General features: G+C 63.8%; 34 protein-coding genes. 17 read left to right on the top strand and 17 right to left on the bottom strand.

The window, feature by feature from the left end:
• Positions 1–24: 24 nt before the first annotated feature.
• On the bottom strand, positions 25–363 hold the full coding sequence (locus FEF26_RS09565) for an RNA polymerase sigma factor (RefSeq protein WP_138253313.1): 339 nt from the start codon (positions 361–363) through the stop codon (positions 25–27).
• 197 nt (positions 364–560) lie between these two features.
• Here FEF26_RS09565 and FEF26_RS09560 point away from each other — a divergent pair, with 197 nt between their 5' ends.
• The 7 genes from FEF26_RS09560 (at position 561) to FEF26_RS09530 (ending at position 4,699) form a co-directional block, all read left to right on the top strand.
• On the top strand, positions 561–1,283 hold the full coding sequence (locus FEF26_RS09560) for a CHRD domain-containing protein (RefSeq protein ID WP_243730506.1): 723 nt from the start codon (positions 561–563) through the stop codon (positions 1,281–1,283).
• Positions 1,284–1,290: 7 nt separating this feature from the next.
• Positions 1,291–1,998, top strand: a complete 708-nt coding sequence (locus FEF26_RS09555) for a class F sortase (protein WP_243730505.1) — start codon at positions 1,291–1,293, stop codon at positions 1,996–1,998.
• Between the two features lie 79 nt (positions 1,999–2,077).
• A complete protein-coding gene (locus FEF26_RS09550; RefSeq protein ID WP_138253312.1) occupies positions 2,078–2,791 on the top strand; it encodes a flavodoxin family protein in 714 nt (237 codons plus the stop codon).
• Positions 2,766–3,248 carry a DUF3995 domain-containing protein gene (locus tag FEF26_RS09545; RefSeq protein WP_166432990.1) on the top strand — a complete coding sequence of 161 codons (483 nt, stop codon included), beginning with the start codon at positions 2,766–2,768 and terminating at the stop codon, positions 3,246–3,248. Before FEF26_RS09550 ends, FEF26_RS09545 begins: the two co-directional genes overlap by 26 nt.
• Positions 3,245–3,844: an RNA polymerase sigma factor gene (locus FEF26_RS09540; protein ID WP_138253310.1), complete on the top strand. Its 600-nt coding sequence runs from the start codon at positions 3,245–3,247 to the stop codon at positions 3,842–3,844. Before FEF26_RS09545 ends, FEF26_RS09540 begins: the two co-directional genes overlap by 4 nt.
• Complete coding sequence (locus FEF26_RS09535) at positions 3,841–4,338, top strand: hypothetical protein (protein ID WP_138253309.1); 498 nt, start codon at positions 3,841–3,843, stop codon at positions 4,336–4,338. The genes FEF26_RS09540 and FEF26_RS09535 overlap by 4 nt, the downstream gene beginning before the upstream one ends.
• Positions 4,328–4,699: a hypothetical protein gene (locus tag FEF26_RS09530; protein ID WP_138253308.1), complete on the top strand. Its 372-nt coding sequence runs from the start codon at positions 4,328–4,330 to the stop codon at positions 4,697–4,699. Before FEF26_RS09535 ends, FEF26_RS09530 begins: the two co-directional genes overlap by 11 nt.
• Before the next feature lie 81 nt (positions 4,700–4,780).
• Here the strand turns inward: FEF26_RS09530 and FEF26_RS09525 are convergent, their stop codons facing one another.
• From FEF26_RS09525 to FEF26_RS09490, 8 genes are all read right to left on the bottom strand, one after another.
• Complete coding sequence (locus tag FEF26_RS09525) at positions 4,781–5,077, bottom strand: Asp23/Gls24 family envelope stress response protein (RefSeq protein WP_138253307.1); 297 nt, start codon at positions 5,075–5,077, stop codon at positions 4,781–4,783.
• A 72-nt stretch (positions 5,078–5,149) separates the two neighbouring features.
• On the bottom strand, positions 5,150–5,374 hold the full coding sequence (locus FEF26_RS09520; RefSeq protein ID WP_138253306.1) for a hypothetical protein: 225 nt from the start codon (positions 5,372–5,374) through the stop codon (positions 5,150–5,152).
• On the bottom strand, positions 5,371–5,913 hold the full coding sequence (locus FEF26_RS09515; protein ID WP_138253305.1) for a DUF6286 domain-containing protein: 543 nt from the start codon (positions 5,911–5,913) through the stop codon (positions 5,371–5,373). The genes FEF26_RS09520 and FEF26_RS09515 overlap by 4 nt, the downstream gene beginning before the upstream one ends.
• Positions 5,910–6,275 carry an Asp23/Gls24 family envelope stress response protein gene (locus FEF26_RS09510; protein WP_138253304.1) on the bottom strand — a complete coding sequence of 122 codons (366 nt, stop codon included), beginning with the start codon at positions 6,273–6,275 and terminating at the stop codon, positions 5,910–5,912. The genes FEF26_RS09515 and FEF26_RS09510 overlap by 4 nt, the downstream gene beginning before the upstream one ends.
• Entirely contained in the window at positions 6,272–6,454 is a 183-nt protein-coding gene (locus tag FEF26_RS09505; protein WP_138253303.1) for a hypothetical protein, read from the bottom strand. The genes FEF26_RS09510 and FEF26_RS09505 overlap by 4 nt, the downstream gene beginning before the upstream one ends.
• 76 nt (positions 6,455–6,530) lie before the next feature.
• Positions 6,531–7,025, bottom strand: a complete 495-nt coding sequence (locus FEF26_RS09500) for an Asp23/Gls24 family envelope stress response protein (RefSeq protein WP_138253302.1) — start codon at positions 7,023–7,025, stop codon at positions 6,531–6,533.
• Positions 7,026–7,218: 193 nt separating this feature from the next.
• Complete coding sequence (locus FEF26_RS09495; RefSeq protein ID WP_138253301.1) at positions 7,219–8,052, bottom strand: SDR family oxidoreductase; 834 nt, start codon at positions 8,050–8,052, stop codon at positions 7,219–7,221.
• A gap of 11 nt (positions 8,053–8,063) precedes the next feature.
• Entirely contained in the window at positions 8,064–9,578 is a 1,515-nt protein-coding gene (locus FEF26_RS09490; RefSeq protein ID WP_138253300.1) for a succinic semialdehyde dehydrogenase, read from the bottom strand.
• Positions 9,579–9,750: 172 nt separating this feature from the next.
• Between FEF26_RS09490 and FEF26_RS09485 the strand changes: the two genes are divergently transcribed.
• Both FEF26_RS09485 and FEF26_RS09480 read left to right on the top strand, forming a co-directional pair.
• Positions 9,751–10,263: an Asp23/Gls24 family envelope stress response protein gene (locus FEF26_RS09485; protein ID WP_138253299.1), complete on the top strand. Its 513-nt coding sequence runs from the start codon at positions 9,751–9,753 to the stop codon at positions 10,261–10,263.
• Between the two features lie 66 nt (positions 10,264–10,329).
• Entirely contained in the window at positions 10,330–10,512 is a 183-nt protein-coding gene (locus tag FEF26_RS09480) for a CsbD family protein (RefSeq protein WP_138253298.1), read from the top strand.
• A 63-nt stretch (positions 10,513–10,575) separates the two neighbouring features.
• Here the strand turns inward: FEF26_RS09480 and FEF26_RS09475 are convergent, their stop codons facing one another.
• Entirely contained in the window at positions 10,576–12,300 is a 1,725-nt protein-coding gene (locus tag FEF26_RS09475) for an ABC-ATPase domain-containing protein (RefSeq protein WP_138253297.1), read from the bottom strand.
• 101 nt (positions 12,301–12,401) lie between these two features.
• Here FEF26_RS09475 and FEF26_RS09470 point away from each other — a divergent pair, with 101 nt between their 5' ends.
• On the top strand, positions 12,402–13,259 hold the full coding sequence (locus tag FEF26_RS09470) for a UbiA family prenyltransferase (protein WP_138253296.1): 858 nt from the start codon (positions 12,402–12,404) through the stop codon (positions 13,257–13,259).
• 21 nt (positions 13,260–13,280) lie between these two features.
• Here the strand turns inward: FEF26_RS09470 and FEF26_RS09465 are convergent, their stop codons facing one another.
• Genes FEF26_RS09465 through FEF26_RS09455 form a run of 3 tightly spaced genes read right to left on the bottom strand, consistent with a single transcriptional unit; the run spans position 13,281 to position 16,190 of the window.
• Complete coding sequence (locus tag FEF26_RS09465) at positions 13,281–14,408, bottom strand: FAD-dependent oxidoreductase (RefSeq protein WP_138253295.1); 1,128 nt, start codon at positions 14,406–14,408, stop codon at positions 13,281–13,283.
• Positions 14,401–15,093, bottom strand: coding sequence for a methyltransferase domain-containing protein (locus FEF26_RS09460; RefSeq protein WP_138253294.1), 693 nt, complete (start codon positions 15,091–15,093; stop codon positions 14,401–14,403). The genes FEF26_RS09465 and FEF26_RS09460 overlap by 8 nt, the downstream gene beginning before the upstream one ends.
• An 8-nt stretch (positions 15,094–15,101) precedes the next feature.
• Entirely contained in the window at positions 15,102–16,190 is a 1,089-nt protein-coding gene (locus FEF26_RS09455) for a type III polyketide synthase (protein WP_138253293.1), read from the bottom strand.
• Between the two features lie 146 nt (positions 16,191–16,336).
• Here FEF26_RS09455 and FEF26_RS09450 point away from each other — a divergent pair, with 146 nt between their 5' ends.
• The 7 genes from FEF26_RS09450 to FEF26_RS09420 all read left to right on the top strand — a co-directional run bounded on the left by FEF26_RS09450 (position 16,337) and on the right by FEF26_RS09420 (position 21,831).
• Positions 16,337–17,050 carry a TVP38/TMEM64 family protein gene (locus FEF26_RS09450; RefSeq protein WP_166432989.1) on the top strand — a complete coding sequence of 238 codons (714 nt, stop codon included), beginning with the start codon at positions 16,337–16,339 and terminating at the stop codon, positions 17,048–17,050.
• Entirely contained in the window at positions 17,043–17,666 is a 624-nt protein-coding gene (locus tag FEF26_RS09445) for a CDP-alcohol phosphatidyltransferase family protein (protein ID WP_138253291.1), read from the top strand. The genes FEF26_RS09450 and FEF26_RS09445 overlap by 8 nt, the downstream gene beginning before the upstream one ends.
• Before the next feature lie 90 nt (positions 17,667–17,756).
• On the top strand, positions 17,757–18,404 hold the full coding sequence (locus FEF26_RS09440) for a class I SAM-dependent methyltransferase (RefSeq protein WP_138253290.1): 648 nt from the start codon (positions 17,757–17,759) through the stop codon (positions 18,402–18,404).
• A 32-nt stretch (positions 18,405–18,436) separates the two neighbouring features.
• A complete protein-coding gene (thiS, locus tag FEF26_RS09435) occupies positions 18,437–18,676 on the top strand; it encodes a sulfur carrier protein ThiS (protein WP_138253289.1) in 240 nt (79 codons plus the stop codon).
• Between the two features lies 1 nt (position 18,677).
• Complete coding sequence (locus tag FEF26_RS09430) at positions 18,678–19,466, top strand: thiazole synthase (protein WP_138253288.1); 789 nt, start codon at positions 18,678–18,680, stop codon at positions 19,464–19,466.
• Positions 19,467–19,554: 88 nt separating this feature from the next.
• The gene (moeB, locus tag FEF26_RS09425) at positions 19,555–20,793 is read left to right on the top strand and encodes a molybdopterin-synthase adenylyltransferase MoeB (RefSeq protein WP_138253287.1); all 1,239 of its coding nucleotides are present in this window, start codon (positions 19,555–19,557) and stop codon (positions 20,791–20,793) included.
• Between the two features lie 72 nt (positions 20,794–20,865).
• Positions 20,866–21,831, top strand: coding sequence for a carbohydrate kinase family protein (locus FEF26_RS09420; protein ID WP_138253286.1), 966 nt, complete (start codon positions 20,866–20,868; stop codon positions 21,829–21,831).
• On the opposite strand, the gene FEF26_RS09415 is transcribed toward FEF26_RS09420, so the two are convergent.
• The 4 genes from FEF26_RS09415 to FEF26_RS09400 form a co-directional block, all read right to left on the bottom strand.
• The gene (locus FEF26_RS09415; protein ID WP_138253285.1) at positions 21,768–22,541 is read right to left on the bottom strand and encodes a CDP-alcohol phosphatidyltransferase family protein; all 774 of its coding nucleotides are present in this window, start codon (positions 22,539–22,541) and stop codon (positions 21,768–21,770) included. The two genes, FEF26_RS09420 and FEF26_RS09415, sit on opposite strands and share 64 nt — an antisense overlap.
• A 23-nt stretch (positions 22,542–22,564) precedes the next feature.
• Entirely contained in the window at positions 22,565–22,894 is a 330-nt protein-coding gene (locus FEF26_RS09410) for a PLDc N-terminal domain-containing protein (protein ID WP_138253284.1), read from the bottom strand.
• 62 nt (positions 22,895–22,956) lie between these two features.
• A complete protein-coding gene (locus FEF26_RS09405; RefSeq protein WP_138253283.1) occupies positions 22,957–23,850 on the bottom strand; it encodes a glycerophosphodiester phosphodiesterase family protein in 894 nt (297 codons plus the stop codon).
• Complete coding sequence (locus FEF26_RS09400; RefSeq protein WP_166432988.1) at positions 23,850–24,800, bottom strand: Cof-type HAD-IIB family hydrolase; 951 nt, start codon at positions 24,798–24,800, stop codon at positions 23,850–23,852. The genes FEF26_RS09405 and FEF26_RS09400 overlap by 1 nt, the downstream gene beginning before the upstream one ends.
• Positions 24,801–24,847 lie beyond the last annotated feature (47 nt).

The raw sequence follows: 24,847 nt of genomic DNA, 5'->3' as shown, positions 1-24,847 counted from the left end.
CTCTCGTCAGGGTCGCGCGCAGGGTCATGAAGATGGGCTCAGGCGGCTATCATCCACCGGCTCCGGGATGCGAGCGCGGCGCCGGAAGGTGTCTCGGATGACATTGCGGGCAATCGCGAAAAGCCAGGTGCGCACGCTTCCCTGCTGGGAATCAAACCGAGACCGCGCCCGCCATGCTCGGGTGAAAGCCTCCTGTATGGCTTCCTCGGCAGCACCGGCGTCGCCCAACGCGTTGAGGGCAAACAGGTACAGCTCGCGGCCGAAACGCTGATAGGCGGATGCGACGTCGAAACTGCTCTCCTGCGGCGGGGATGCCGGAGCCGCACCAGTGGCTGTCGACTGACGTTCGGCCAGTCTGATCACTCCCCGCTCCGGTCAGATGTGAGGACATCCTACCTTGGGCACGGTGCGCAATCCTCAGATGTCCCTCTTAGGGCCCCACCCACCCGGGGAAGAAAAATTCGTCGGCCTTTCCTTTCAACGCTGGCCCTAGGTGGTGCGTATCACTCAGTGACAGGGCGCACCCGCGGTCTGTGAGAGTCATGAGAGAGGAACACATCATGGGTACTGGAACAATGCGTCGCCGGACAGTGGCGGGGAGCTGCGTTGCTGCTGGTGCGGCTGCGTCGCTGCTGCTGGCCACCCCGGCGCAGGCCAACACTGAGGTCGAATGGCCGGATGAGTTCACCAGCGCGTTCACGGCCATGGCTGTGCCGGAGGAGGTCATCGACGGTGACGGTGAAGTCTCCCCCGGTGAGGAGGGCGCCATGGGCGACTTTATGCTCTGGGTCAACTCAGAGACAGACGTCATCTGCTACGAGATCACGCTCGAAGGTGTCACTGGGGACTATGAAAGCCCAGCCATGACGGCTACTCACATTCATGAGGCCGCCGCCGGAGAACCCGGTCCACCACGCATCGCGTTCCCTGACCCTGAGCCGGTGGGAGATGAACCCCGCACTTCTTCGGGATGGATGGAGGGTCCGTTCATGACGGGTATCGACGATGATGAGGGCAACGACACTGGCGAAGGCTTCACCCTGGCTCAGCTTGAAGAAGACCCTGAAGCGTTCTCCGCAGACTCTCACACTGAGGACTACCCGGACGGTGTGGTGCGGGCGCAGCTGATGCAGGTTCCGCTGGACGGAGTGGAGACCGGTGGTGGCGGAACGGCAGCTCAGCAGAGCATCGCTGGTCCCGCACTGGGTGTCGGAGCTGCAGCACTGGCCGGCGCAGGCGCGTTCTTCCTGCTGAAGCGCCGCAACGCTGATCAGCAGGCCTGATCCGCTGATGGTGCCATCGTCACAGGCAGAGCCGCGCCGGGGTGCGGCAGTGCGGCCCGGCCTGTGGCGTGCGGTCATGGGCGCAGCGGTCATCGGGTTCCTCGTCGGGTGCACACAGGCTGCCACCGGTGAGGACGCCGATGACCACGCGGAGGCTGCTCTACAGCAGACATCTCAGTCCACGCAGGAGTCCGAACCTGAGGTGGAAGACTCCGCCGAACCCCGGTCTGATGCGAGCAACGATTCTGGTGCAGCCTTAGCGCTCCCTGCGGCGGCGGAACCGGAGAGCGTGGAGATTCCGCGGATTGAGTTGGATGAGCCGCTGATCGATCTGGCCATTCAGCAGGATGGTCGGTTGGAGCCCCCGGCTGATTGGGATGACGTCGGCTGGTTCGCCAACGGGAGCAGGCCCGGCCAACCAGGTCCAACAGTGATCGCCGCCCATGTTGATTCCGCCGCCGGACCCGCCGTTTTCTTCCGGCTACTCGAGCTCGAGCCCGGTGATGAGGTCACGGTGACTGACGCCGAAGGCGACGAGCACCTCTACCGTGTCAGCAGCACCGCTGACTTCCCCAAGGATGACTTTCCCACCCGCGAGGTCTTCGGCGCTGGCCCTGATGATCAGTTGCGGCTGATCACCTGTACCGGAGAGTTCGACGACGCCGCCGGCAGGCACCTCGACAATCGGGTGGTGTTTGCCGAACGTGAGGACTGAGCCCAGTGTCCCGCGCTACCATGCCTACATTCTCCCGAGGACACGGGAGAACTGATCATGACTCGGTGGAGGAGCTCCCATGACAACTGAACAGTTTTCCGGGCTGAAGGCCGTCATCTTCAACGGGACTCTCACCCGGTCCCCGGGGGTTAGCCATACCGATGGTCTGATTGGCGCGGCTCGGGCCCTGATGGAGCGCAACGGGGTTGAGGTGGAGGTGATCCGCACCGTGGATCACCGGATAGCCCCGGGAGTGTATCCCGATATGACGGAGCACGGCTGGGAGACCGATGAATGGCCCGGCATCTTCGACCGTGTGAAGGCGGCAAACATCCTCATCCTCGCCGGTCCTATCTGGCTGGGAGACAACAGCAGTGAGACCAAGAAGATCGTTGAGCGGCTCTACAGCAACTCCGCGGATGTCAATGACGCCGGCCAGTACGTCTACTACGGCAAAGTTGGAGGAGCGCTGATCACCGGTAATGAGGACGGCGTCAAGCACTGCACCATGAACCTTCTCTACAGTCTTCAACACATAGGGTGTGTGATCCCCCCTCAGGCTGATGCGGGATGGATCGGGGAAGTGGGGCCCGGGCCCAGCTACTTGGATCCAGGAAGCGGAGGTCCTGAGAACGACTTCACCAACCGGAACCTGACGTTTATGACCTACAACCTGATGCATATGGCGGCGATGCTGCGCGATCAGGGCGGCATTCCGGCCTACGGCAATGTGCCTCAGAAGTGGCGTGATGGCGAGAGGTTCGGATTTGTCCCGCCGCAGCCGCAGGACTGAACATCGCGCCACCGCGCTACTCCGGACAGCGGCCTTCCTAGGACTGCTCAACGCCGCCCCGAACCTCTACTGGGCGTTAGGTGGCGACTTTCTCCTGGACACCATCGGCGAGTGGATCATCCAGCTCCAGGCCGATGCGCCGGTGCTGCTCGGAGGTGCCCTGGTGCTGATCTTCACCGTCAAGACAGCTGTGAGTCTGCTACCGCTGCTGCTGCTTGGACGCCTTCGGAACAGCAGGCCGCTGCGGGTGGCTGCGATCACTGCCTCGGCCGCGCTCATCCTCTATGGGGCCAGCGGCGCCGTGGTCAATGTGGTGCTACTGGTCTTCACAGACGTTCAGGACCCCACCGGGCGCATCGGCCAGGCCGCCATTTGGTATCCCATGCTGCTGATCTGGGGACTCGTGCTGGCCGGCGGACTCAGAACCCTGCGAAGGTGTGATGTGATGTCCGCATGACAGGTGACGGGCGGGCTACCGCCAAGTCCTCGGCCCTCAACGATGAAGGCGGCACACAGCACAGAACAGTGGTGCTGCGCGCGATGGACGGAGATATCCAGGCGTTTGAAGCTCTGGTGGATCAGTATCAAGGCCCACTCTCCAGCCTGTGCCGCAGGATGGTGCGCGATGTTCAGGAGGCTGAGGACATTGTGCAGGAAACCTTCATCACCGTCTGGCGCCGACTGGAGACTCTGCAGGACCCCACCAGGTTCAAGCCATGGATCTATCGGCTGGCCAGCAACGCCTGCATCGATCTCATCCGCAAACGCGAATCGAGGCGAAGCGTCCCCACTGACACCTCAGATATGTGGGAGTTCGCTGAACAGGGCGTGAGCCCCGAACGCAGCGCCGTAGGATCCGCCGCGGTCCACGAGCTCGAAAAAATTCTCAATACCCTTCCCCCAGAACAGAAATTGGCATGGATACTTTTTGAGATGCAGGGCGAGTCATACGCACAGATTGCCGATATCCTAAAAATCAGTGAAGGAAGTGTTCGGGGCAGGATCCACCGGGCTCGCCGGACGATCAGCGAAGGAATGGAGGTGTGGCTGTGAGTACGTACGACGATGACCCAACCCAGCCTCCAGAAGACCTGTTCGACGACGAACATCTCGAGGCCAACTATCGCCGCCTCTCCGAGGTGCTGTCTGACTACAGGACGGCCTCCGAGGCGCCGCCTGAGACCCAATCGGGTCTCAAGAGCCGCATTATGGATATCGTCAACAAAGAGGCGCTGCGCGGCCCAAGCACCGAACTCATCACCCCCAAACGGCGCACCTATCAGGTGACGACCTCAGCGATACGGGCTGAAGTGAGAGATGTCATCGACTCCTTCGGAGACCTGCGAGCCCGCAGCGTCAAACTCGAGGAGATCTCCGCCGAGGCATCACAGTTCAGTGTGGGGGCCGGATTCACCATGGCCCCGCATGTGGCTGTGCAGGAGCTCATTCCTCACCTCCGGCGCGGTATCGCAGACCGACTCCACACGGTATTCGGCATTGATGCGGCGGCGATCGACCTGCAAGTGGAGGATATCCATGAAGACTGAGAGCAGCGGCCAACGGCTTTGCGACCTTCACGATGACCTGGTGCGGACCATCACAGAGACCCCCGGGGTCTCACGGCTGGTTCCCAGCTACCGAGAAATACTCACCCGCTCCGCCAAGGCGCTCTTTGGCTCAGCGGACAGAGAAGCCTCCGGGGTGGATATCGTCACCCGGGCCAGCGGAACCAGAATCTATGTTGACTTCTACGTCGCACAGGGCCACGCCACCGGAATGGTGGTCGATGACGTTCACGACGCCGCCCAGCTGGCTGTCAATGCCCGCCGCAGCCAGGAGCCCCTAGGAGAGGCCCCAGCCGAGCTCGATAATGTGGATTTCACCATTCGCGTCCTGGGAATTGAATGAGCGCCGGGCTTTAGCTAAAGAATCGCCCCGTGGGAGTCATCCACACGGGGCGATCTGCGCAGTTGGGCGTGACGGAACCGATCAGTCCAGCTTCACCGCCGCTGCCTCCGACTTTCGGCTGTTGCGCACCGGGTCCACAATCAGCCTGACCTGAGACAGCGGGGCCTGCAATGAGGTTTCCAGGCCGCCCAAGACATCGCGGTGCAGCTGATCGACAGTGTTAGAAATGTCAGAGCGTTCATCGATCTCCACCTTCATGAGCACTCCGGGGTGGTCGGCGGTGCCTTCAATCCGGACCGTTGCCGCCACGACGCCGCGCAGCTGCTGGGCGGCGTCGGACACGGCCCGCTGCAGGGCACCGTTGTCCAGGCGTGTCACTCCGTGGCGTCCGTCCCTGTGCAGTTGGAACTCCCGTGCCTTCACGGAGCGTGGCACAGCCGACGCCGCCCATCACAGTCCGAAAACCGTGAGTAGGACAGAGATGCCCAGCACGGCAGCTGGAGTCCAGACGGGCAGCAGGCTCGCATCCAACAGGTCATCCCCTTGTTCTGGGGCGTACTGCAGGCCGCTGAGCTTCCCACTGGCTACTGCCAGTGCGGTGGTGCCGATGGCGAGGAGCACAAGCCCGATCACCAGTAGGAAGAATCGGTTCGGTGCTTTGGAAACGGCGATCATCGTTTCTCCTTACGTCGCGTGCGCACAGCCACGCGTGGCACGCGCTTGAGCCGCAGTGAGCAAAACCGATCACGGCTGCGTTCTGACACGAGGTTCCGGACATCGCGCCCGTTGGGAGCCACAGTGTCCACCAGGACCTTGACCCGGCCCGGGGTACCTGTGGCCCGGACGCCGACAGTGCCTTCGGTGCGCTCTGCTTCAGCATTTACGATCCGTGCCAATCCCTTGGTCGTCACCACCGTGTTCCGCTCGGGGCCCACGTTCGGAACTCTCATGGGAGTCACGGCAGCTTTTCCGGGAATCAGGGCGACCAGAATGAGGACCAGTCCTAGGAGCACGGCGCCTGCAGCGCCGAGAATCAGCAGCAGGCTTTCCCAGGTGCGACCCTCAAGGCCGTCGAGACCGGCAAGGTTCTGACGCTCTATCAGGGCAGCTGCGGACCACCAAATACCCAAGATGCCGACCGCTGCCATGATGAAGGCTACGGCGAGCGCGGGAGTGCGGCGGTCCGGTCGCTGCCGGATGCGCGGACTACTCATTGCAGTGTCCTTTCCGAAGAGGATATGTGCAGCTGGGTGATGCGGACATCCACCCAGGAGACCGAGACCCCGGTGAGGCGCTGCACCTCGGTGGTGATATGCGTGCGCGCCTTCTCCGTCAGGTCTCGCAGCGGAGCGGGATAGGGAAGCGCCAGATGAACAGTGATTCCGGCGATGTTCCCGCTGATTTCGACCTCAACTTTGGGCCGCTTGCGTTCGCCGGTGCCGGAGTTGAAGCCGCGCAAGCTGAGCCTGTTGGTGGCAGAGACTCCCTCCAGCTGCTCCGCGAGGTACGCAGCAGTCTTCTCCACGGCAGCCTCTTTGACGGTGAGGCGACCGGTGGCCTGAGTCGCCTGGCTCATCGCCGACGCCGTTCCGCGCCGGTGATACCGCTGATGTCCAGCCGGCCCTCCACGATCAGTCCGACAATCAGACCCAGCGCCCCGAGGGCTGCGACACCGAGGAAGGCAAGGAATCCTCCCGTGACGGCGACGATTCCGAGAATCAGCCCTGCGAACAATCCCACATAGCTTGCATTCATGATCAGTCTCTTTCTGTTGGACGGAGCTGTATCCGCTCAGGTTCGCTGTGCTGCGGTGCTCTATCGCGGTTATGAATCAGGCGAGTTCGTGGCCGGATTCGCGGGGGGCATCCTCATCCTCAGGGAGGTGGACGTCTGCGACGGTGATGTTGACCTCGACGACCTCAAGGCCAGTGCCGTACTCCACGGAGCGGATCACGTTGTGGCGGATCTTTTCGGCGATGTCTACGATCGAGGCACCGTATTCCACGATGATGTTGAGGTCGATAGCTGTCTGACGTTCGCCCTTCTCCGCTGAGACGCCGCCGCTGACCTGGGTGCGGGAGCCTGGGATCCGCTCGGAGATGGCGTCGAATGTCCGGCGTGCTGCGTTGCCCATGGAGTGGACACCGGGGACTTCGCGAGCTGCGATACCGGCGAGCTTCTGGACCACTGTCTCTTCCACGGTGGTCTGGCCGTATTCGGTGACGAGCGGACTCTTACCCTGCGTGGACCTAGCCAGAGCAACCGCGTCAGAGGTCGATGAAGTCTGAGCGGCTGTTGCGTTCTTAGCGTTGATGTTCTCTGCCATGATGCTCCTTTGTGTTGCAGCGCATCAGGGGATGCGCGTAGCTCTTCACGCCGTCTGCGTGATGTTGACATGGGTTAAGACGCGGCCCGCGCAGAATCCTCACGGTGCATTTTCCAAAGAATTTTTCTGCCTGCCGTATCCCGGTTGCTGTGTGAGGCATCTGTCACCTCACGCCGTACGCGTAGTCAGCGTTCTACTCGCGGGGGTGCGGGGCGGCGTCGTACTGGGAAGAGCGACTGCTGAACGCATCCATGGCAGTCCCGATACCGAAGAAGGACATCATCGCGTCGAAGTGCCGGACGTTCATCGCTCGTGCCACGGGAATAGTGCGGACCAGCGGCGGCATGATCAGCTGTGTACGACGCCGTTCGACCGCGCGCAGAATCTTCCCCGCCACACGGCTCGCCGACAAGCGGGGGAGCAGCCAGGCAAAACGGGTGGTGACGCCGTCGAACCGTGCCGTATCCAGATGGGACGGGCACACCGTAAGGGACGTGACACCGGTCCGATCCTGCCGGAGTTCTCCGCGGAGCGCCTCGGCGAATCCGAATGCCGCGAATTTGCTGGCCGCGTAGTCTGTCAGGCCGGGGACACCGACTAGGCCGGCTGAGCTTGCGACGGTGACCACGGTGCCGTGACCGCGCTCGATCATTCCGCCCAGGAATGCGCGAGTCACCCAGAAAAGAGCCATAGTGTTGACGTGCAGAGTTGCGGAGATCTGCTCGTCAGAGGAGTCCAGGAGGCGCTCGCCACTGACGATGCCGGCATTATTGATGAGGACGTCGATCTCCCCGCAGTGCAACGCTGCGCTTTTGACCGCTTCACGTTCTGCGACATCAACAACCATGGCGGAGGCCGTCCCGCCAGACCGTGCGATCTCATCCGCGGTTGCCTGGCCGGCTTCTTGATCAACGTCCCATATCACCACGTGCGCACCGCGTTCTGCGGCTTGGTGTGCCAGATGCCGCCCCAGGCCGCTGGCGCCTCCAGTGATGAGGACCTTTCGGCCGGCGAGGTGATAGCGCACGATCGGACATGCTATCTGATGCTCCTGAGCGTGCGGACTCCTCTCATCATCATCTGCGCCCACCGTTTCTGTGAAACGCCGGGGATGCGCGCCACAGGGGCCAGCCGCTGACGGGCGACCGTCTGAGCTTCGGTGTATTTCGTGATGCCCTCCCGGCCATGTCTGCGGCCGATTCCAGACTGGCCGAACCCGCCCATAGGCGCGTCCATAGACGCCCAAGCTGCTGTGTGTCCATCGTTGATGTTCACACTGCCGGCCCTGAGCTGTTGAGCGACCTCGTCGCCGCGCTGCTTGGACCAGACGCTTGCCAGTAGGCCGTATTCGGTGTCATTGGCGGCCGCGATGGCCTCCTCTTCACTGTCCACCCGGTACAAGCTCACCACGGGGCCGAAGGTCTCCTCGCGGTGGACTCGCATCCCCTCCGTGACCCCGGTGAGCACGGTGGGCTCATAGAAGTAGGGACCGATGTCTGGGCGGGCTCGGCCGCCTGCAAGTACCTGCGCTCCGGCCTCGACCGCCTCGTCCACATGGTCGGCGATTCTTTCCAGCTGCGCTGGGCCCACCAGGCTTCCCACATCGGCTTTCCAGGTCAGACCGGCGCCCAGCTTGAGGGCCCGAACCCGTTTCAGCAGCGCCGCTGTGAACTCCTCCCACTGTGAGGAGTGAATGTAGATCCGCTCGATGCTCATGCATAGCTGACCGGTGTTGGCGAAGCAGGAATTGACTGCCGCATTGGCCGCTTGGGAGACGTTAGCGTCCTCCAGAATCAGCATGGGGTTCTTGCCTCCAAGCTCCCCGGAGAAACCGATCAGTCGCTGCGCGCAGCGCTGAGCAACCACCCTTCCGGTGGCGGTAGACCCGGTGAACATCACATAATCTGCCCGGTCCACCACCGCGGCCCCGGCCTCATCACCGGACCCCAAGACCACGCGGAGCAGATCCTCCGGCAGCCCTGCCTCGCGGAGCAGGTCCACCAGCCGCAGAGCAGTGTGCGAGGTCTGCTCATCAGGTTTGAGCACGACGCCGTTGCCCGCCAGCAGCGCAGGAAGCGAGTCAGTCATGGGCAGAGTCAGAGGATAGTTCCACGGGGTGATCACTCCCACCACACCGAGGGGCACCCGCCGCTCATACGTCGTCGTCAGAAGGGGAAACCCGCCCTGCCGCTGTTTGGTGCGCAGTGCTGCAGCTCCGTGGCCGACCAGGTAGTTCGTCCACAGCCCAATATCTGCCAGCTCTTCTGCTGCGCTGATACGCGCCTTGCCCGTTTCGCGTTGGGCCAGGTCCAGCAGCTCATCGTGATGCTCCGCCACCCGATCCGCGAAACGGCTGATCACCTTCAGTCGCTCATCCACCGGCACCTGCGCCCAGTGCCGCTGTGCCATGCGCGCGGAGGTGAAGGCGTCGTCGATCTGATCCGGTGTTGACCTCGCCAGCCGTCCCACCTCGGTGCCGTCAAAGGGGCAGGTCACGGTGAAGCTGTGGGTATTGGCAGCGGTCGCGGCGTCGGAGTGCTTCTGAAGATCCATACGTAGGAGCCTAATCGCCGGACCTTGCGCAGAGCCGCAGAAAATTCTCTCGCACAAGACCGTGAGGATCCCTGCGCTGGTGCGTCTTAGTTTGTGTCTAGCCCGACGGGATAGAGCTTCTACAACCATTGAGGCGCCTCAGCGGCGCTGTCGGATTCTGAAGGAGACAGGAATGACTGAGAACACCTCAGCTGCACAGAAGACCGGTCAGTCCACCAACGGTGCTGCAGGCACAAGCCAGAGCGCTGAACTGACTCGGAAGCAGCGGGCTGAAGCGGTTCGCAGCCCCTTGGTGACAGAACAGGGCTCCACCACAGTGGAAGAGACCGTGGTGCAGAAGCTCGCCGGGATTGCGGCGCGCGAGGTACCGGGTGTGCACTCGATGGGCAATATCGCCCGGCGCACATTCGATGCCATCTCCGAGCGGATCCCAGGTTCTCAGACCCAGGTCAGCGGAGGCGTTTCGGTGGAGAAGGGCGAACGCCAGGCAGCCATCGATCTCACCGTCATCGTGGAGTACGGCGCATCGATCGTTGAGGTCGCGGAAAACATTCGCCGCAACGTCATCCGGTCCGTGGAGCACGGAACCGGTCTTGAGGTGGTGGAAGTCAACATCAGCGTCGCCGACGTGCACCTTCCCGAGGAAGACGACGCCCCCCGCGGTTCCGGGCACGAACTGGCCTGAGCCGCACCCCAAAGACCACACCCTGTGGAAAGAAAAACACTCAAGACATAGAAAGGACATCTGATCATGAGCGCAGCAGACAAGATCAGCAATGCAGCAGAGAAAGCAGCCGGCGCGGGGAAAGAGACCGTGGGCAAGGTGACCGGAGACAAGGAGACCCAGGCTGAAGGCATGATGCAGAAGAAGAAGGCTGAGGCCAAGCAGGCTGGGGAGAAAACGAAGGACGCCGCCAAGGACATCACCGACTGATCGGCTGATTCCTCTCGAGTGGCCCCGTGGGAATGTCTCCTGCGGGGCCACTCGTATGCCGGATCAGGACAGGCTCAGCCCTCGGTAGCGGTTCAGGGCAGCGTGCACCTCATGAGGTCGCGGCCTGGCGAGATGGCCCGGATGGCCGCGGTGCGGGGAGAGCACGTCAAGACCGTGGTCATCCACTTTCCGGAGAATTTCCCGGACCACCTCATGGACACTCTGGGTGCCGTCAACGGCTTCGGCGAGTCGGTCCAGAATCTTGGCGACCGCTTCCGTCTGTGCTGAGTCGACCACCTGGGCCAGGGCAGCCAGGTCAATCATTTCCTTGCCGAACTGCACAGTGTCCCGGCCTTTGGCCCGGGCCGGCTTGGTCTTCCCCGACGCGCGCAGGGAATCAGAGTCGAGCCTGCGGCTTCCGGCGGTGGAGAAGATCGGAGCCCGAGGGCTCTCATGATCCGGCTGCTGGGTGTTACTCGCGGCGCTGGCATATTCGGCCGCGATACTGCGAGCGCGTTCAGTGACCTCGCGCAGGGTGTAGTCCTGCAGAGCGATCACATGGTCGGCTACATCGAAGAACGCGCCGGATCCTCCTGCTACCAGCACTGTGGAGACCCCTCTTTCGGTGAACAGGGGGCGGACCCGCTCCACAAACGGTGTGATGGGTTCCCGGTCAGCGGGAATGAGCTGGCGCATCCGCTCATCGCGGATCATGAAGTTGGTCGCGGAGGTGTCCTCATCAATGAGCAGTGCTGACGCGCCCGCCTCCACTGCCTCCACAAGGTTCGCCGCCTGCGAGGTCGATCCGGAGGCATTGGCAGTGCTGAAGTCCGCAGTATCTGTGCCTGATGGCAGACCAGAGATGAATGGTGAAATATCGACACCTGTCACGGCTCTGCCGTCCTCTGCCCTGATGGAGACCGCATCTTCACGGGTGATGACCCATTCGCGACCGTCACCGGCAATATGCGGGTAGACGCCGCGTTCCATGGCCCGCAGCAGCGTCGATTTGCCGTGGTACCCGCCACCGACGATCACGGTCACCCCCTCGGGTACGCCCATACCGGTGACCTCGCGGCCGCTGGGCAGGGTGAAGCGCGTGCGCAGTGTTTCGGGGCTGGAGAACTCTACGACCCCGTGGTCCAGGGGCTTATCGGAGTTCCCGGAGCGGCGGGCCAGGACAGCGCCGTCGCCCACGAAGGCCACCAGGTGCTCCTGAACCAACTGGCCGCGCAGGTACCGCTGATCCCGGTAGAGCCGAACATGGTCCTCTAGGGCTTGGTGATTCAGCGAGCCGTGGAGCAGAGCGGCGGAGGCAATATCGGGAAGCTCCTGGCTGAGCAGGCGTGCGGCCTTCCTCCCCAGGGCTTTGCGGCCCGCCGCGGGAAGCTCCACCGCGATCCGAGCCTCCACTGACTCCTCGGTGATCAGAACACTGGAGCGTTCCAGTACCTGCTGCCCCGGGGCCCCGATGCTCACCGGGCTCCTGCGTCCACTGTCAGACTGCGCGGAGCGGCTCCGCACGGCATCCGCGAAGGCCCGGGTGATGAAATCGCCCACCGCAGTGCGTCCAGAACGGTCGGATACCAGGTGCTCAGGGAGTCCGGCCTCGGTCCGTGGGACGCTGATCCGCATGAGGGAGGGCGGAGCGAAAGGGTCGACCTGAACCTTGTCCACATTCAGTGTGAATGCCCCCAGCTGGTGGGTGCCCGCGATCTTCTTATACCCACCGTAACCGCGCCCGTCGAGGGAAAGCAGTGTGCTTTCTAGAGTGGATCGGTCCGTCATAAACCTACTGTCCTACTATCGGCTGACCTGGTCGTTGTGTGACATCCTCTCATCGGTGTCCACCTGCAGAGCCTCTGCGCAAGCAATGAGAGACTGGCTCCATGGTGGCGGTGGCTGTGCGTCTTGTGAGCGGTCTGTGGAGGTCCTCGCATCCGGGCCCCACCCTGGTGGTGACCGCTTTGGCCGCCGGATTAGCGATCGCCAGCGGTGTGAGCCCTGGGCGAATCGCACTGCTGGGGTCCGCAGTGTTCGCTGGCCAGCTCTCAGTTGGGATATCCAATGATGCCCTGGATGCTGACCGCGACCGTGCCGTCGGCAGGACAGACAAACCCATTGCCTGCGGGGACATCAGCGTGCGCACCGCATGGGTTGGGGCTGGGGCCATGCTGGTCGCCGCCCTCGCGCTCTCTGCGCCCTTAGGGGTGGGCCTGCTGGTGGCCCATGCGGCGTTCATCGTCTCCGCGTGGAGCTACAACCTGGGGCTGAAGGCCACGTGGTGGTCGATCCTGCCGTACCTGTTCAGCTTCGGGCTCTTCCCCTCCCTGGCCACTGTGGCTTCCGCGCAGCCGCAGTTCGCTGCGCCATGGGCGTGGCTTGCGGGTGCCGCACTAGGGGCAGCGCTGCACCTGACGAATGTGCTCCCAGACCTGGACGACGACGCCCGCACCGGCATCCGCGGTCTGCCTCACCGGATCGGCGGCCCCGCCTCCGCCCGGCTGGCAGCCGCAGCGGTCATCATCGGCGGGTTGGCAGTGGCGCTGGGACCCAGCCAGGGCAACCCGGCAGATGTCCCAGTGCTGGCGTGGATGTTCTTCGGCGTCGTCGCCCTCTTGGCTGTGGCGACGGTGGTCATGGTGCGCGCTGGCCGTTCCGGCAGAGTGTTGTTCCGGCTGGTCATGCTCGCTGCCTTCGTGCTCGCCGCGCAATTGGTGGCATCGGGTGGTTCGCTCACCGGGTGAGCGCTCGCAGCCAAGCGTGGTCTAGGCGTGGTGGTCGAACCCCATGGCATAGGCGCGGGTCAGCAGCCTTCCCGGACCGGGGCCGAGCATCAGCTGCACCAGGTTGCTGCGCAGCGTGTTGAGACCTGGAGAGGCAGCGCGCCCCAGCCGCGTGTTGAGCCCCGCCATGGAGGCGGCGCGGCGGGCAGAGCTCACACGAGCCCGTTCCCAGTGGCGCAGCTGCGTCTCAGGGGCGTGACCCGACCGGACCCATTCGCTCAGCAGCGGGGCCAGTGTGGCGGCGTCGAGCAACCCCAGGTTCATTCCCTGCCCGCCGATGGGGCTCACCTCATGGGCGGCATCACCAATGACCACGACCCGTCCATTGCGTAGGCTCGGGGCCACAAACCGTCGCACCCCGAACCCGCGTACTGCGAACCTTGCGGGGGTCCCTTCCAGCGGCTGGCCGTGCACCGCCAATGCTCGTTCCATGCGCGAGTGTTGCGCTGCCGGATCCTTGTCTGCCTCTGGTGAATCCCAGGTCACGAACCTCCGGCGGCCTCCTGGCAGTGGGAAAGACTCCAACACGCCCCCTTCGTCGAGGTGGATCACCGCAGTGCTGGTGTCGTCTTCTGCAGCAACGGGTGCATCCACCATCAAGTACCGGTCCGGGTAGCTTCGGGCCTGGGGCTCTCGGTACACCAGGGACCGGGACCGTGCACCCCCTGCGATCACCACAATCGGCGCACCGCGCTCACCGGCTGAGGTCTGCAGCTGCACCTGATGCTCGCTCTGCGAGATTCCAGCGACCGTCACTCCGCGCTGCGCTGCGGGTGCTGCTGCTGTGAGGATCTGCTCGGTGGTTTCCTGCGGCAGGGTCGCCACGAACGGGAACCGGGTGCGCAACTCGTTGAAGCCCACCGCACCAAGGAGACGGCCCTGGGACCGGGCTTCCCCGCGGCCAACCCGCACTGCGTGCTGCAGCAGCTGGTCGGTGATCCCGGAGCTCTCCAGTGCCGCCAGGGTGGGAGGGTGGATGCCGATGGCTCGGCTGCCAGGACCTGCCTGCTCCCGGGATTCCAAGAGTTCGACGCCGATACCGCGGCTGTTCAGCTCAGCAGCCAGCAGCAGTCCCACCGGCCCGGCTCCGATGACGATGACCTCAGGCACGGCCTGGCCCTTGGGCTAGGAGCCGGAAGGCCGCAGGTGAGGTGACACTCCAGTCATCTCCCAGGGCGGTGCTGAGTTCTACTGCGCGGTAGCTGCGCCTGATGGAACGCAGCCCGTCCACCCGCAGGAATGTGCCTGGGGCCAGGGGCGCGATGCCCACACTGTAGAGGCCGTAGGCGAGCCGGCTGCGGGCGATGTCATTGTGCAGCGCCGCCGTCTTCGCCAACTGACGGGATGCCTCGGTGAAGCTGATCAGCTCCTCAGGCTCCAGGTGGTGCAGAACATGATTGGAGATCACCAGGTCAAACGACCGCCCCTGCGCCAGAAGCTCGTCTGCGTCAGCACATAGGAAGGTGCTGTTGGGCACCTGGGCGCGGGAGGCGACGTCGTGCGCTCTGGGGTCCGGATCAGCACCAGTCCACTCCACTTCCAGCCCGTCACGGCGGGTGAAGGCGGCGAGGTGCGCGATGACGTCACCGCCGCCGGAGCCGAGGTCGAGCACCCGCGCTGGGCGTCCCAGACCCACCAGGATCTTCTTCAGCCGGGTGCGGTAGATCGTGCCCCAGCCGGAGACCATTTTGTTGACCAGTCCGAACCGTCGCAGGGTCGCGGCGAGGCGCTGCGGGTCGCAGTTGTGGTCGTCCATGAGTTCGCGGAGGTGCTCATCGCGCGTCGACAAGTCCATGGGGCGCCTCAGTTGGAGGGGATCTTGTGCAGCAGGGCGGACTCTACGGTCAGTCCTGGGCCGAACGCCAAAGCAGCGATGCTCCCGGTGACATCGGGATCAGCCATCATCTGGCGCAGGATGAACAGGATGGTGGCGCTGGACATATTGCCGTAGTCGCGCAGGACAGACCGTGACGCGGCCAGAGCCTCCGGCGGCAGGTGCAGGCCTTTCTCCACCCGGTCCAGCACACTGCGTCCGCCAGGGTGCACAGCCCATGTCTCTGGTGGTTGGTGACCGCCCAGAAAGGTGTCGACTGCCTGCCGGATTTCACGTCCGATGATGCGCGGGACCTCGGCGGAGAGCGTCATTTCGAATCCGTGATCGCCGATCGTCCACACCATGTCCGATTCGCCTTCGTTGGTGAGGGCTGAGGCAAACCGATCCATGTGGACTCCGCCGGGGCGCCCCACCTGCTCCTCGGCGGTGACAACAGCGGCTGCGGCACCATCGGCGAATACGGAGGAGGCAACGATCTGCTCCGGGTCGGAACTGTCCCGCACGTGAAGGGAGCACAGCTCAATGCAGACCACCAGCACCACGGCATGCGGCCGGGCCTCGGTGATCTGTGTAGCGAGCCGCAGCGCGGGCAGGGCGGCGGCACAGCCGATGAAGCCCAAATGGCTGCGCTCCACCGTGGGGGACAGTCCGAGGTCTCGGATGAGGCGGTAGTCGATTCCTGGGGCGAAGAACCCGGTGCAGGACACGGTGATCAGGTGGGTGATCTGCTCAGCTTCAATATCGGCCTCCGCCACGGCTGAGCGTGACGCACTGGCTGCCACTATGGGCGCCACCTCGCGGTAGAGCGCGTTCCGTGTGCCCGTGGTGGGTTTCAGCAGGGTTCTGTCCTCGGCGATGAACACCCCGTCGGGTGTGCCGCCCAGGCCGGTGAGTGCAGTATGCCGGTTCTGGATGCCGGCGGCGTCGAACGCGGCGGTGATATAGCGGCGGGCGAGCCTGTCTCGGCCGGGTTGCTCTGCGAAGAAATCGCGCAGATTGTCCTGGGACACGGAGGTCTCGGGAACTGCGGTGCCGATGGATGCGATGCGCGTGGGCATGAGTCCACTAAACCATGCTTGGGTGGTCCTGGCGTTCGGCTGTTGCGCCGGAAACGCCGCAGGTCAGGTCTAGCCGGAGGGTGGGATGCGCTGGACCAGGAGGCCCAGTCCAGTTCAGCGGCCCTCGGTTCCAGTACGCTCAGTATGTGGAAGGTCCGGGGGATTCGAGCGGCACGGTAGGGACCTCAGACGCCAGAAAACCACAGGATTCCCGCAAGGTAGTCATCGTGAAGGCCGCGGCGCTCATCGTGGCCGTCGGTATCTTCACGGCACTTGCTCTGGCGCTCCCCACGCCTTCGGTGGAGCAGCTGCGGAGCGTGATCGCAGAAATCGGGTGGTGGGGGCCGGCCGGTTTCGGCATCGGGTACGCCGTCCTCACCTTGGCGCCGGTTCCCAAGAATGTGCTCTCCATTGCCGCAGGCGTGATCTTCGGATTCGGGCCAGGTCTGCTCACCGTGTACATCGCGGCCGTTGTGGGCGCAGCGGGATCGTTTTGGCTCGGGCGCCTCCTAGGCCGGGCCGCTGTAGAACGCTTTACCGGCGCCAGGGTGTCCCGGGTGGATGAGGTGCTGCGCGGGCACGGCTTCGCAACAGTCGCAGGCGTACGGCTCATCCCAGTGCTGCCGTTCACCGCGATCAACTACTCAGCCGGACTGACCTCAGTCGGCTGGTGGCCCTACATTGCCGGCACCGCGCTGGGAATCATTCCCGGCACGGCCAGCTACGTCGCGCTGGGCGCCTACGGGTTCGAACCGGGATTCCGCGCCGAAGCCGCACTAGCCGTCCTGGGCATCCTGACTATCGGTGCTGCAGTATTCGCAGTCCGGAGAAGAAGACACAGCAGGAGCGACCATGTTTGATGCTCGGCTACGCTCAGCGCTCGCCCCTGCCTTCGACGCCATCGCCCGCCGCATCGATCATCCATGGGTGACCCCGAACCGGTTGACGGCGCTTAATCTCGCCGCCGGTCTGGCCAGCGCAGTGCTGGCAGCAGCCGAGCAGTGGATACCCGCGCTGATCATGTGGTTGCTCTGCCGGCTCGCCGACGGTCTCGACGGGCCGCTGGCCCGGCGCCGAGCTGATGACCCCTCTCAACACTCGGGTCAGGGCGGATACTGGGACATCTGTGCCGACTTCATCGTCTACGGCGCCACAGTCATCGGTGTGGCCATCGGCGCCAACGCCGCCTATGAGGCTCCGTGGCTGCCGTTCCTACTGGTGCTCTTCTCCTACTACATCAACGGGGGATCGTTCTTGGCGTTTTCATCAATCGCGGAACGCCAAGGCAAACAGCTCGACGACGGGCGCTCTCTTTCCTTCCTGGGTGGCCTGGCAGAAGGCGCCGAAACGGTGCTGGTGCACAGCCTCTGGCTGATCTTCCCCGCCGCAGCCGCCCACATCGCGGTGGCGTGGGCGGTGCTGGTCAGCATCAGCGCCGGCCATCGAGTCGTCGCCGGTTTTCACGCACTGCGATGATCCCTCCCCAGTAGTCTGAGATGCAGAGCCCATCCGTACCCACGCAGAACACCACACGCGCGTAACTTCACACCCACAGGGAGCCGGACCATGGCGAAGTACACCACCATCGCGCCACTGTATGACCTGCTCTCAGCTGAGTACCCCGTCTACGGTGCTGGGCGGCGTCGACTCGCTGAACTTATTGGTCTGCAGGAGGGCCAACAGGTCCTCGACATCGGTTGCGGCACCGGGTTGAACTTTCCGTGGCTCTGCGAACGCGTGACATCCACAGGAACGGTGATCGGTATTGACCGCAGCCCAACTATGCTCGCCCAGGCGCGAGGCAGAGCCCAGCGCAACGGCTGGACCAACGTCATCCTCATCCAAGCCGATGCCACCGAACTGGAGACGCCAGACACCTCAGCGCGAATCACCAGCGCCGGTGGCAGGGCGCTCTCCGACGCCGCACTGGCCACCTACTCCTTGTCCCTCATGGGCGACTGGCCTTCGGCCTGGCAGGCCATGTGGGACCTCACCACAGCCCAGGCGCGCCTAGGGATCCTGGACATGCAGAAACCCACCGGTTTTGCAGCAGCGTTCCGCCCACTCGCCCAGCTCGCCTGCCGCCTCGGCGGATCCAATATTGACGCCCATCCGTGGACCGCGCTGGAGCAGGACTGCACAGAAGCGCTGCGCGACTCGCTCAGGGGCGGACATCTGCAGGTCAGAGTCGGTTCCAAGCCCCAGGCGGCCTGAGACGAACCCCCAGTCCGGCGTATGCTGGCACCATGACCACAGTCCGCATCAACGACCGTGACGTAGAGCTCCCAGAACAGGCCACAGTAGTCGACGCCGTCGCCCACACCACCGGACGCGAACTCACCTCCACAGGGGCACCCGTGGACGGGGGACGCCTCGGTGTTGCCGTGGCACTAGACGGTGAAGTGGTGCCCCGCAGCCGGTGGGCTGCCACTGAGCTCAGCGCCGGGCACGAGCTAGAGATCGTCACCGCGGTCCAGGGAGGTTGAGATGGAGATCGCTCCGCTGACAATCGGCGACTACTCGCTGCGCTCCCGCCTCATCATGGGCACCGGAGGCATCACAGACCTCAGTGCCTTGGAAAAGGCCCTGGTGCAGTCGGGCACCACACTGACCACGGTGGCAATGCGCCGCTACAGTCCTGAGACCAAGACCTCAGTGTTCTCTATGCTCGAGCGGCTGGGAATCGACGTCCTGCCCAATACCGCAGGGTGCTACACAGTCAAAGACACAGTGCTGACCGCTGAGCTGGCCCGTGAGGCCCTGGAAACGGACCTCATCAAAGTGGAAGTCATCGCTGATGAGCACACGCTGCTGCCCGATGTGATCGAAACCCTGGAAGCCACCGAGCAGCTCGTCGACAGAGGGTTCACCCCGCTGGTCTACACCAGCGATGACCCGGCGGTCGCCCTGCGGCTGGAGCAGGCAGGTGCCGCTGCGGTCATGCCGCTTGGCGCGCCAATCGGCACGGGACTGGGAATCCTCAACCCGCACAATATTGAACTCATCTGCTCCCGCGCCCAAGTGCCGGTGGTGCTCGACGCCGGAATCGGCGCCGCCTCACAAGCGGCCCTGGCCATCGAACTGGGCTGTTCGGCAGTCCTGGTGGCCTCCGCCGTCACTCGGGCACAGGACCCCACTGCCATGGCCGAAGCCATGCGCCTCGCCGTCGAAGCCGGCCTGCACTCCGCCCGCGCAGGACGCATCCCCAAACGCGAACATGCGCTCGCCTCATCACCCGAGGCGGGCATCATCAACCCCCTGGAGGACCTCACCTAGGGCTTTATCAGTCAGCTGTTGGGGGTTCAGCATCCTATAGGAGCCTGAAATCCCAACAACCTCCTGAAGATTGATCAGAAGGAACACCATGAACACCTTGAACATGTTCAACCGCAGCCAGGCTGAACGTTTTCAGCGCCACTTCGCGCTCGCCGGATTCGGAATCGACGCGCAGGCCAAGCTGATGAACTCCCGCGCCGTCGTCATCGGCGCCGGAGGGCTTGGCGCGCCGATCCTCACATACCTCACCGCCGCCGGCGTGGGCTCCATCGACATCATTGACCACGATGTGGTCGACCGCAGCAACCTCCACCGTCAGGTGATCCACTCTGAAGACACCATCGGCCAGCACAAGACTGCCTCCGCCGCTGCCACGATGCGCGGCCTGCACCCGGAGGTGAAGATCACCGAGCACCGGGAAGCGATCACCGAGGCCAATGCGCTGCGGCTGATCGAACCGGCAGACATCGTGATCGACGGCTCAGATAACTTCACCGCGCGCTATGTGGTCTCCGATGCCTGCGAAATCGCCCACAAACCCCTGGTCTCCGGGTCCATCCTGCGCTACTCCGGCCAGGTCAGCCTCTTCTGGTCTCGGCTACCCTCCGGCGAGCGCGGCCCCACTTACCGGGACCTCTACCCTGAGGCCCCGGACCCAGGCGAGGTGCCCACCTGCGCCGAAGCGGGAGTGCTCGGTGTGCTCCCCGGCGTCGTCGGGTCCCTCATGGCCACGGAAGCCATCAAATTCCTGGCTGATATAGGGGAGCCGCTCATCGGCCGCGTCATCACCTACGACGCCCTGAACTCCCACTTCGGAGAGTTCCGGCTGCGTCCAGATCCGGAACGCGAGCCGGTCACCGCCATGAGCACCGGGGAGGTCACCGAGCCTGAACCGGTTGCCACTGCTGGCCCCACAACGCACGACGACGCCGCCAGCACCAGCACTGACCATGAGGAGCCTGCCGTGCCGGGAGACATCGATTTCAACCCTTTCACCGGGGAAACCAAACAGGATGATGACCTCTCTCCTGCGGAGTTCCAGCGGGCCGCCGACGACGGGAAAGTTGGGCTGATCCTCGATGTCCGCGAACCGCATGAGCACAGCGCCGGCAGCATCGAATCCGCCGTGAACCTTCCGCTGATGGACCTGTGGCGTTCGGAAGATCCTCCGGCTGGTCTGGAAGACGCCACCGAGGCCGCCCCAGCAGTGGTCTACTGCGAGCACGGAGTACGCTCCCGGCAGGCACTGGCCATGATCAAACAGCGATTCCCTGACACGCAGGTGAAGAACCTCCTAGGCGGATACGCCCTCTGGCAACAGCGGTGACGGGCCAAACTCTCTACCCGTACCTGGAACCCCGGCCTGCTCAACTGCGGTGTGGTGGGGTAGCTTAGAGGGGTGGATCCGTACCTAGCAGTCATAGGCGAATGCTTGGTAGACGTTGTCGAATCAGAGACGTCTGCCCCAAAGTCGCACGTTGGGGGCAGCCCGTTCAACGTCGCCGTGGGGCTGGCCCGGTTGGAGCACAATGTCGTCTTCGCAGGCCGGCGCGGAAACGATGACTATGGCCGCATGATTGCCCGTGCGCTGAGAGCTCAAGGCATCACTTCAGTCCTGGATGCTGATGAGCATCCCACCTCAGTGGCCACAGCCACGCTGGACCCCACTGGCCAAGCAAGCTACGAGTTCTCGCTGGACTGGTCGTTGCCCCCAGCGGACGAGCTCACCAGCAAACTGATGCAGCCCGGCAGCGCCATCGAACATCTGCACACCGGATCCCTGGCGGCCATGATCGAACCCGGCGCGTCAGTGGTGAAGACCGTGCTGCGTCAGCTGCGGGAAACCTCCACCATCTCCTACGACCCCAACTATCGGCCGACACTGGTGCCGAACCGAGACCTAGCCCGCGAACAGACAGAAGAATTCGTGGCACTGGCAGACGTCATCCAGGCCTCCACCGACGATCTTGAGCTGCTCTACCCAGAACGCAGCTTCGAAGACACTATGAGCGCCTGGCTCGACCTGGGACCAGCGCTGGTCACCGTGACCCGCGGTGCCTCTGGGGCCATGGCATTGGCCCGATCTGGGTTCGCTGAGCAAGCAGCTTTCCCGATCGACGTCGCCGATACCGTCGGTGCCGGTGACTCATTTATGGCGGCCACACTGTCCAGTCTTCGGGCCCGGGGGCTTCTGGGTTCTGCGCACCGTGACGCGCTCCGGGAGATCTCCGAAGAAGACGTCGCTGAGGTGCTGCACACCGCCGCACAGGCCGCAGCCATTACCTCTTCACGGTTCGGGGCTCAGCCACCGACCGCAGGGGAACTGGCCGCAGCTCTGGGCGATCCCTCCGCACCACTGTCCTGACCTCTCCGGGTCAGCGTCAGATGCAGACTCAGCGCGGCGTAGTAAAGGACGTATCCGCCGGAGAGGCCGACCAGCCACAGGCTCGGTGACGGGAACTGCACCAGAATCAGCGCGTAGAGCCCGAGCCAGAGCGTCGTGAGCATCATAGTGGGCCACCATGCCGTCTCAGTCCTGGAGGGGTAGACGTATTTGATGGGGACGAACACCAGCACCGTAAGGACCAGCAGCGTGGTCACGGTGGCGGTCGGCCCAGCCCCGAGCACGATCAGGTAGAACGCGGCAATGTTCCAGTAACTGGGGAACCCTAAGAAGAAGTGGTCGTCGGTCTTCGCGTCGCTGCGGCAAAACTGGTAGCAGGAAGCCAGCAGGACCACTGATGCCACGGCGCCGCCGAGCCAACCCTCGGGGAGATACCCGGTGCTCCAGAGAAGCACCATGGGCGCGAAGGCATACGTGATGTAGTCAATGATGTTGTCCAGTAGGGCGCCGTCGAACCCGGGGACCACTTCCTTGACGCGGAAGCGCCGGGCGAGGAAACCATCGGTGCCGTCAATGATCATCGCGGCGAGAAAAAGCCACAGCACAATCTCAACTTCGCCGGCATAGGAGAGGTGCACCATGAGCAGTGCAAGGACCACACCCAGCGCTGTGTAGGCATGAACCGACATCGCCGCGATGCGATGCCGCGAACCGCTGTGGGGTGCAGACATGGCCTCACCCTACCCGCATGTGTTCAGCGGAGTGGGGAGGACCCGGCCCCTCCTGTGTCGTACTCTTCTGGTGCCATGGTCTCAGCACGGCCCTTCACCGGCTCGGAGTTCTGCTTCCGGTAGGTGATGGTCTGGACCACGAAGTAGCAGATGGCGCCCAGGATGGGCACAAAAGCGATGATCAGAACCCACAGGACGTTCCATGGTCGCTGGTGCTTGGTCTGGGCGTAGATCATGAACGCCGCGACCAGCAGCGCTCCATAGACCAGCACGCCGAAACGCAGCCACCAGGGGATGACCACCGAGCCTGCCGGTGCCGGGTCGGCAAGCACGGTGAGAGCCTCTAGGAACATACCCAAAGGCTAGTGGGTGGGCCTGGCCGCCACCTTGGCCTGACGTGGGAGAAGAGTGACTGCTAATGCTCTACAGGTTCTGTTTGGGGCCATACGGACCGTTCCCGCATGACCTCTGCCAGCGCCTCGGCGTCGTCGGTCATAATCCCATCGACGCCCATGTCTAGCAGCCGGTGCATCTCGGCCGGGTCGTCGATAACCCACACGTGGACCTGAAGCCCGGCCCGGTGGCAGCGCTCCACGAACTTCGGGCGCACGATCGGCACTCGGGTCTGACGAATCGGGACCTGAGCGCAGTCGAAGCGCGCGAGCCGCTGCGAAAGTCTGCCGAAACCGCCCAGGGGGCCCAAGAAGACCATCAGGGCAGTGGAGACCCAGCCGCCGGAGGACGCGACCCTTCTGGCCACCAGCCGGCCGACCCGGTGCCGGCGGGCATCATTGAAACTGGCGGCGAGCACCCGGTGGTGGGCACCATGCCGGTCCACGATTTCGGCGAAGTGCTTCACGGCTTCGGAGTCTTTGAGGTCTACGTTGAAATGAGTCTCCGGCAGCGCTTGCAGTGCATCCTCGAACCGCACCAGAGGTTCACCAAGAACTGGTGCCGCATCATCTGATGGATTGGCTGCCGTAACTGTGGTGAGTCTCACCCGGCTCAGTTGTTCCCAAGTGTGGTCGGAGACTTTGCCGGTCCCATTGGTCACCCGGTCCAGCGTTTCGTCATGAAAGATGACAAGCACTCCGTCAGCGGAAGTTCGCACGTCGATCTCGAGGTAGCGGAACCCCAAGTCCACCGCTCGGCGAAATGCCGCCATCGTGTTTTCGCGTTCCGGGTCAGCTCCGCGGTGTGCAAACGCCAACGGGGCGTTGTGTAGCCGCCCCGGGACAGAGTTCAGAAGGTAGGGCACCTCACGGTATGGGTGCGCGCGGTACGGAGCCTGAGCGGACTGCTCTTTCATCAGGTCAACGTGCCTTTCAGCAGCAGTTCCAGCACCTCAGCGACCCCGTCATCCTCACAAGTTCCCGCCACCCGGTCAGCGGCGGAGCGAGCCATCGGATGGGCGGAGCCCACCGCCCAGGAGGTTCCGGCCCATTGGAGCATCTCAATATCGTTCGGCATGTCCCCGAACGCGATGGTGTTTTCGGCATCGATTCCCAGAGAATCCGCGTACCTACGCAGCGCCTGGGCCTTGTTCACGCCCTTGGCGGAAATCTCCAGCAGGCTTATCCCAGGCGCGGAATGCGTCACTGTGACCATATGGCCGACCCGCTCCTGCGCGGCGGCAATGAAGGCATCAGCTTCCATCTCATGGGTTTTGGCCAACAGTTTCAGCACCGGCACCTGCGGTGTGAGCCCCTCGGCGGCGACCGGCCATGCGCTGTGCCGCTCCAAAGTGTCGTCCAACGGCCCCATGGCGATCTCCTCGTCGCGGATCCCCACAGCTCGACGGCGCTCATCGTCGAACCACAGTGACCCGCGCGCAAAGGACTCTTCCATATGCAGCATCCGCGGTGTCTCCGCGGCGAACGCCACCGTCGGGTCCAATTCCTGGATGAGGTCCTTAGCTGTGAACAGCGCCTGCGCTGCAAGCGGCTGATGGTCCAGCGGCGCATCCGCTGCGAGGTCATAGGTCATCGCACCATTGGAAGCGATCACCGGACCTATGAGGCCAAGAGCGCTGCTGACTCCGCGCAGGCCACGCACTGGGCGGCCCGTGACGAGCACCACGGCAATTCCGGCCTCGCGAGCAGCTTGGAAGGCCTCCACGGTCCGGGCGGACACCTCCCCGGTCATGGACTGCGCGTAGGAGAGGATCGTGCCGTCCACATCAGTGGCGACAAGCTTGACTGGAGCGTCGCCCACTATGGGTGCTCCGAAAGAAACGGGAGCGACGGGCTGAGAGTTCATAAAACTAAAGTACCGAACAAACGTAGCCAGCATCGCCGTGTCGTGGA

Origin of the sequence: Nesterenkonia salmonea, from assembly GCF_005771525.1 — a bacterium.
GTDB lineage: Bacteria > Actinomycetota > Actinomycetes > Actinomycetales > Micrococcaceae > Nesterenkonia > Nesterenkonia salmonea.
This window is presented reverse-complemented; position numbering and strand designations above follow the sequence as displayed.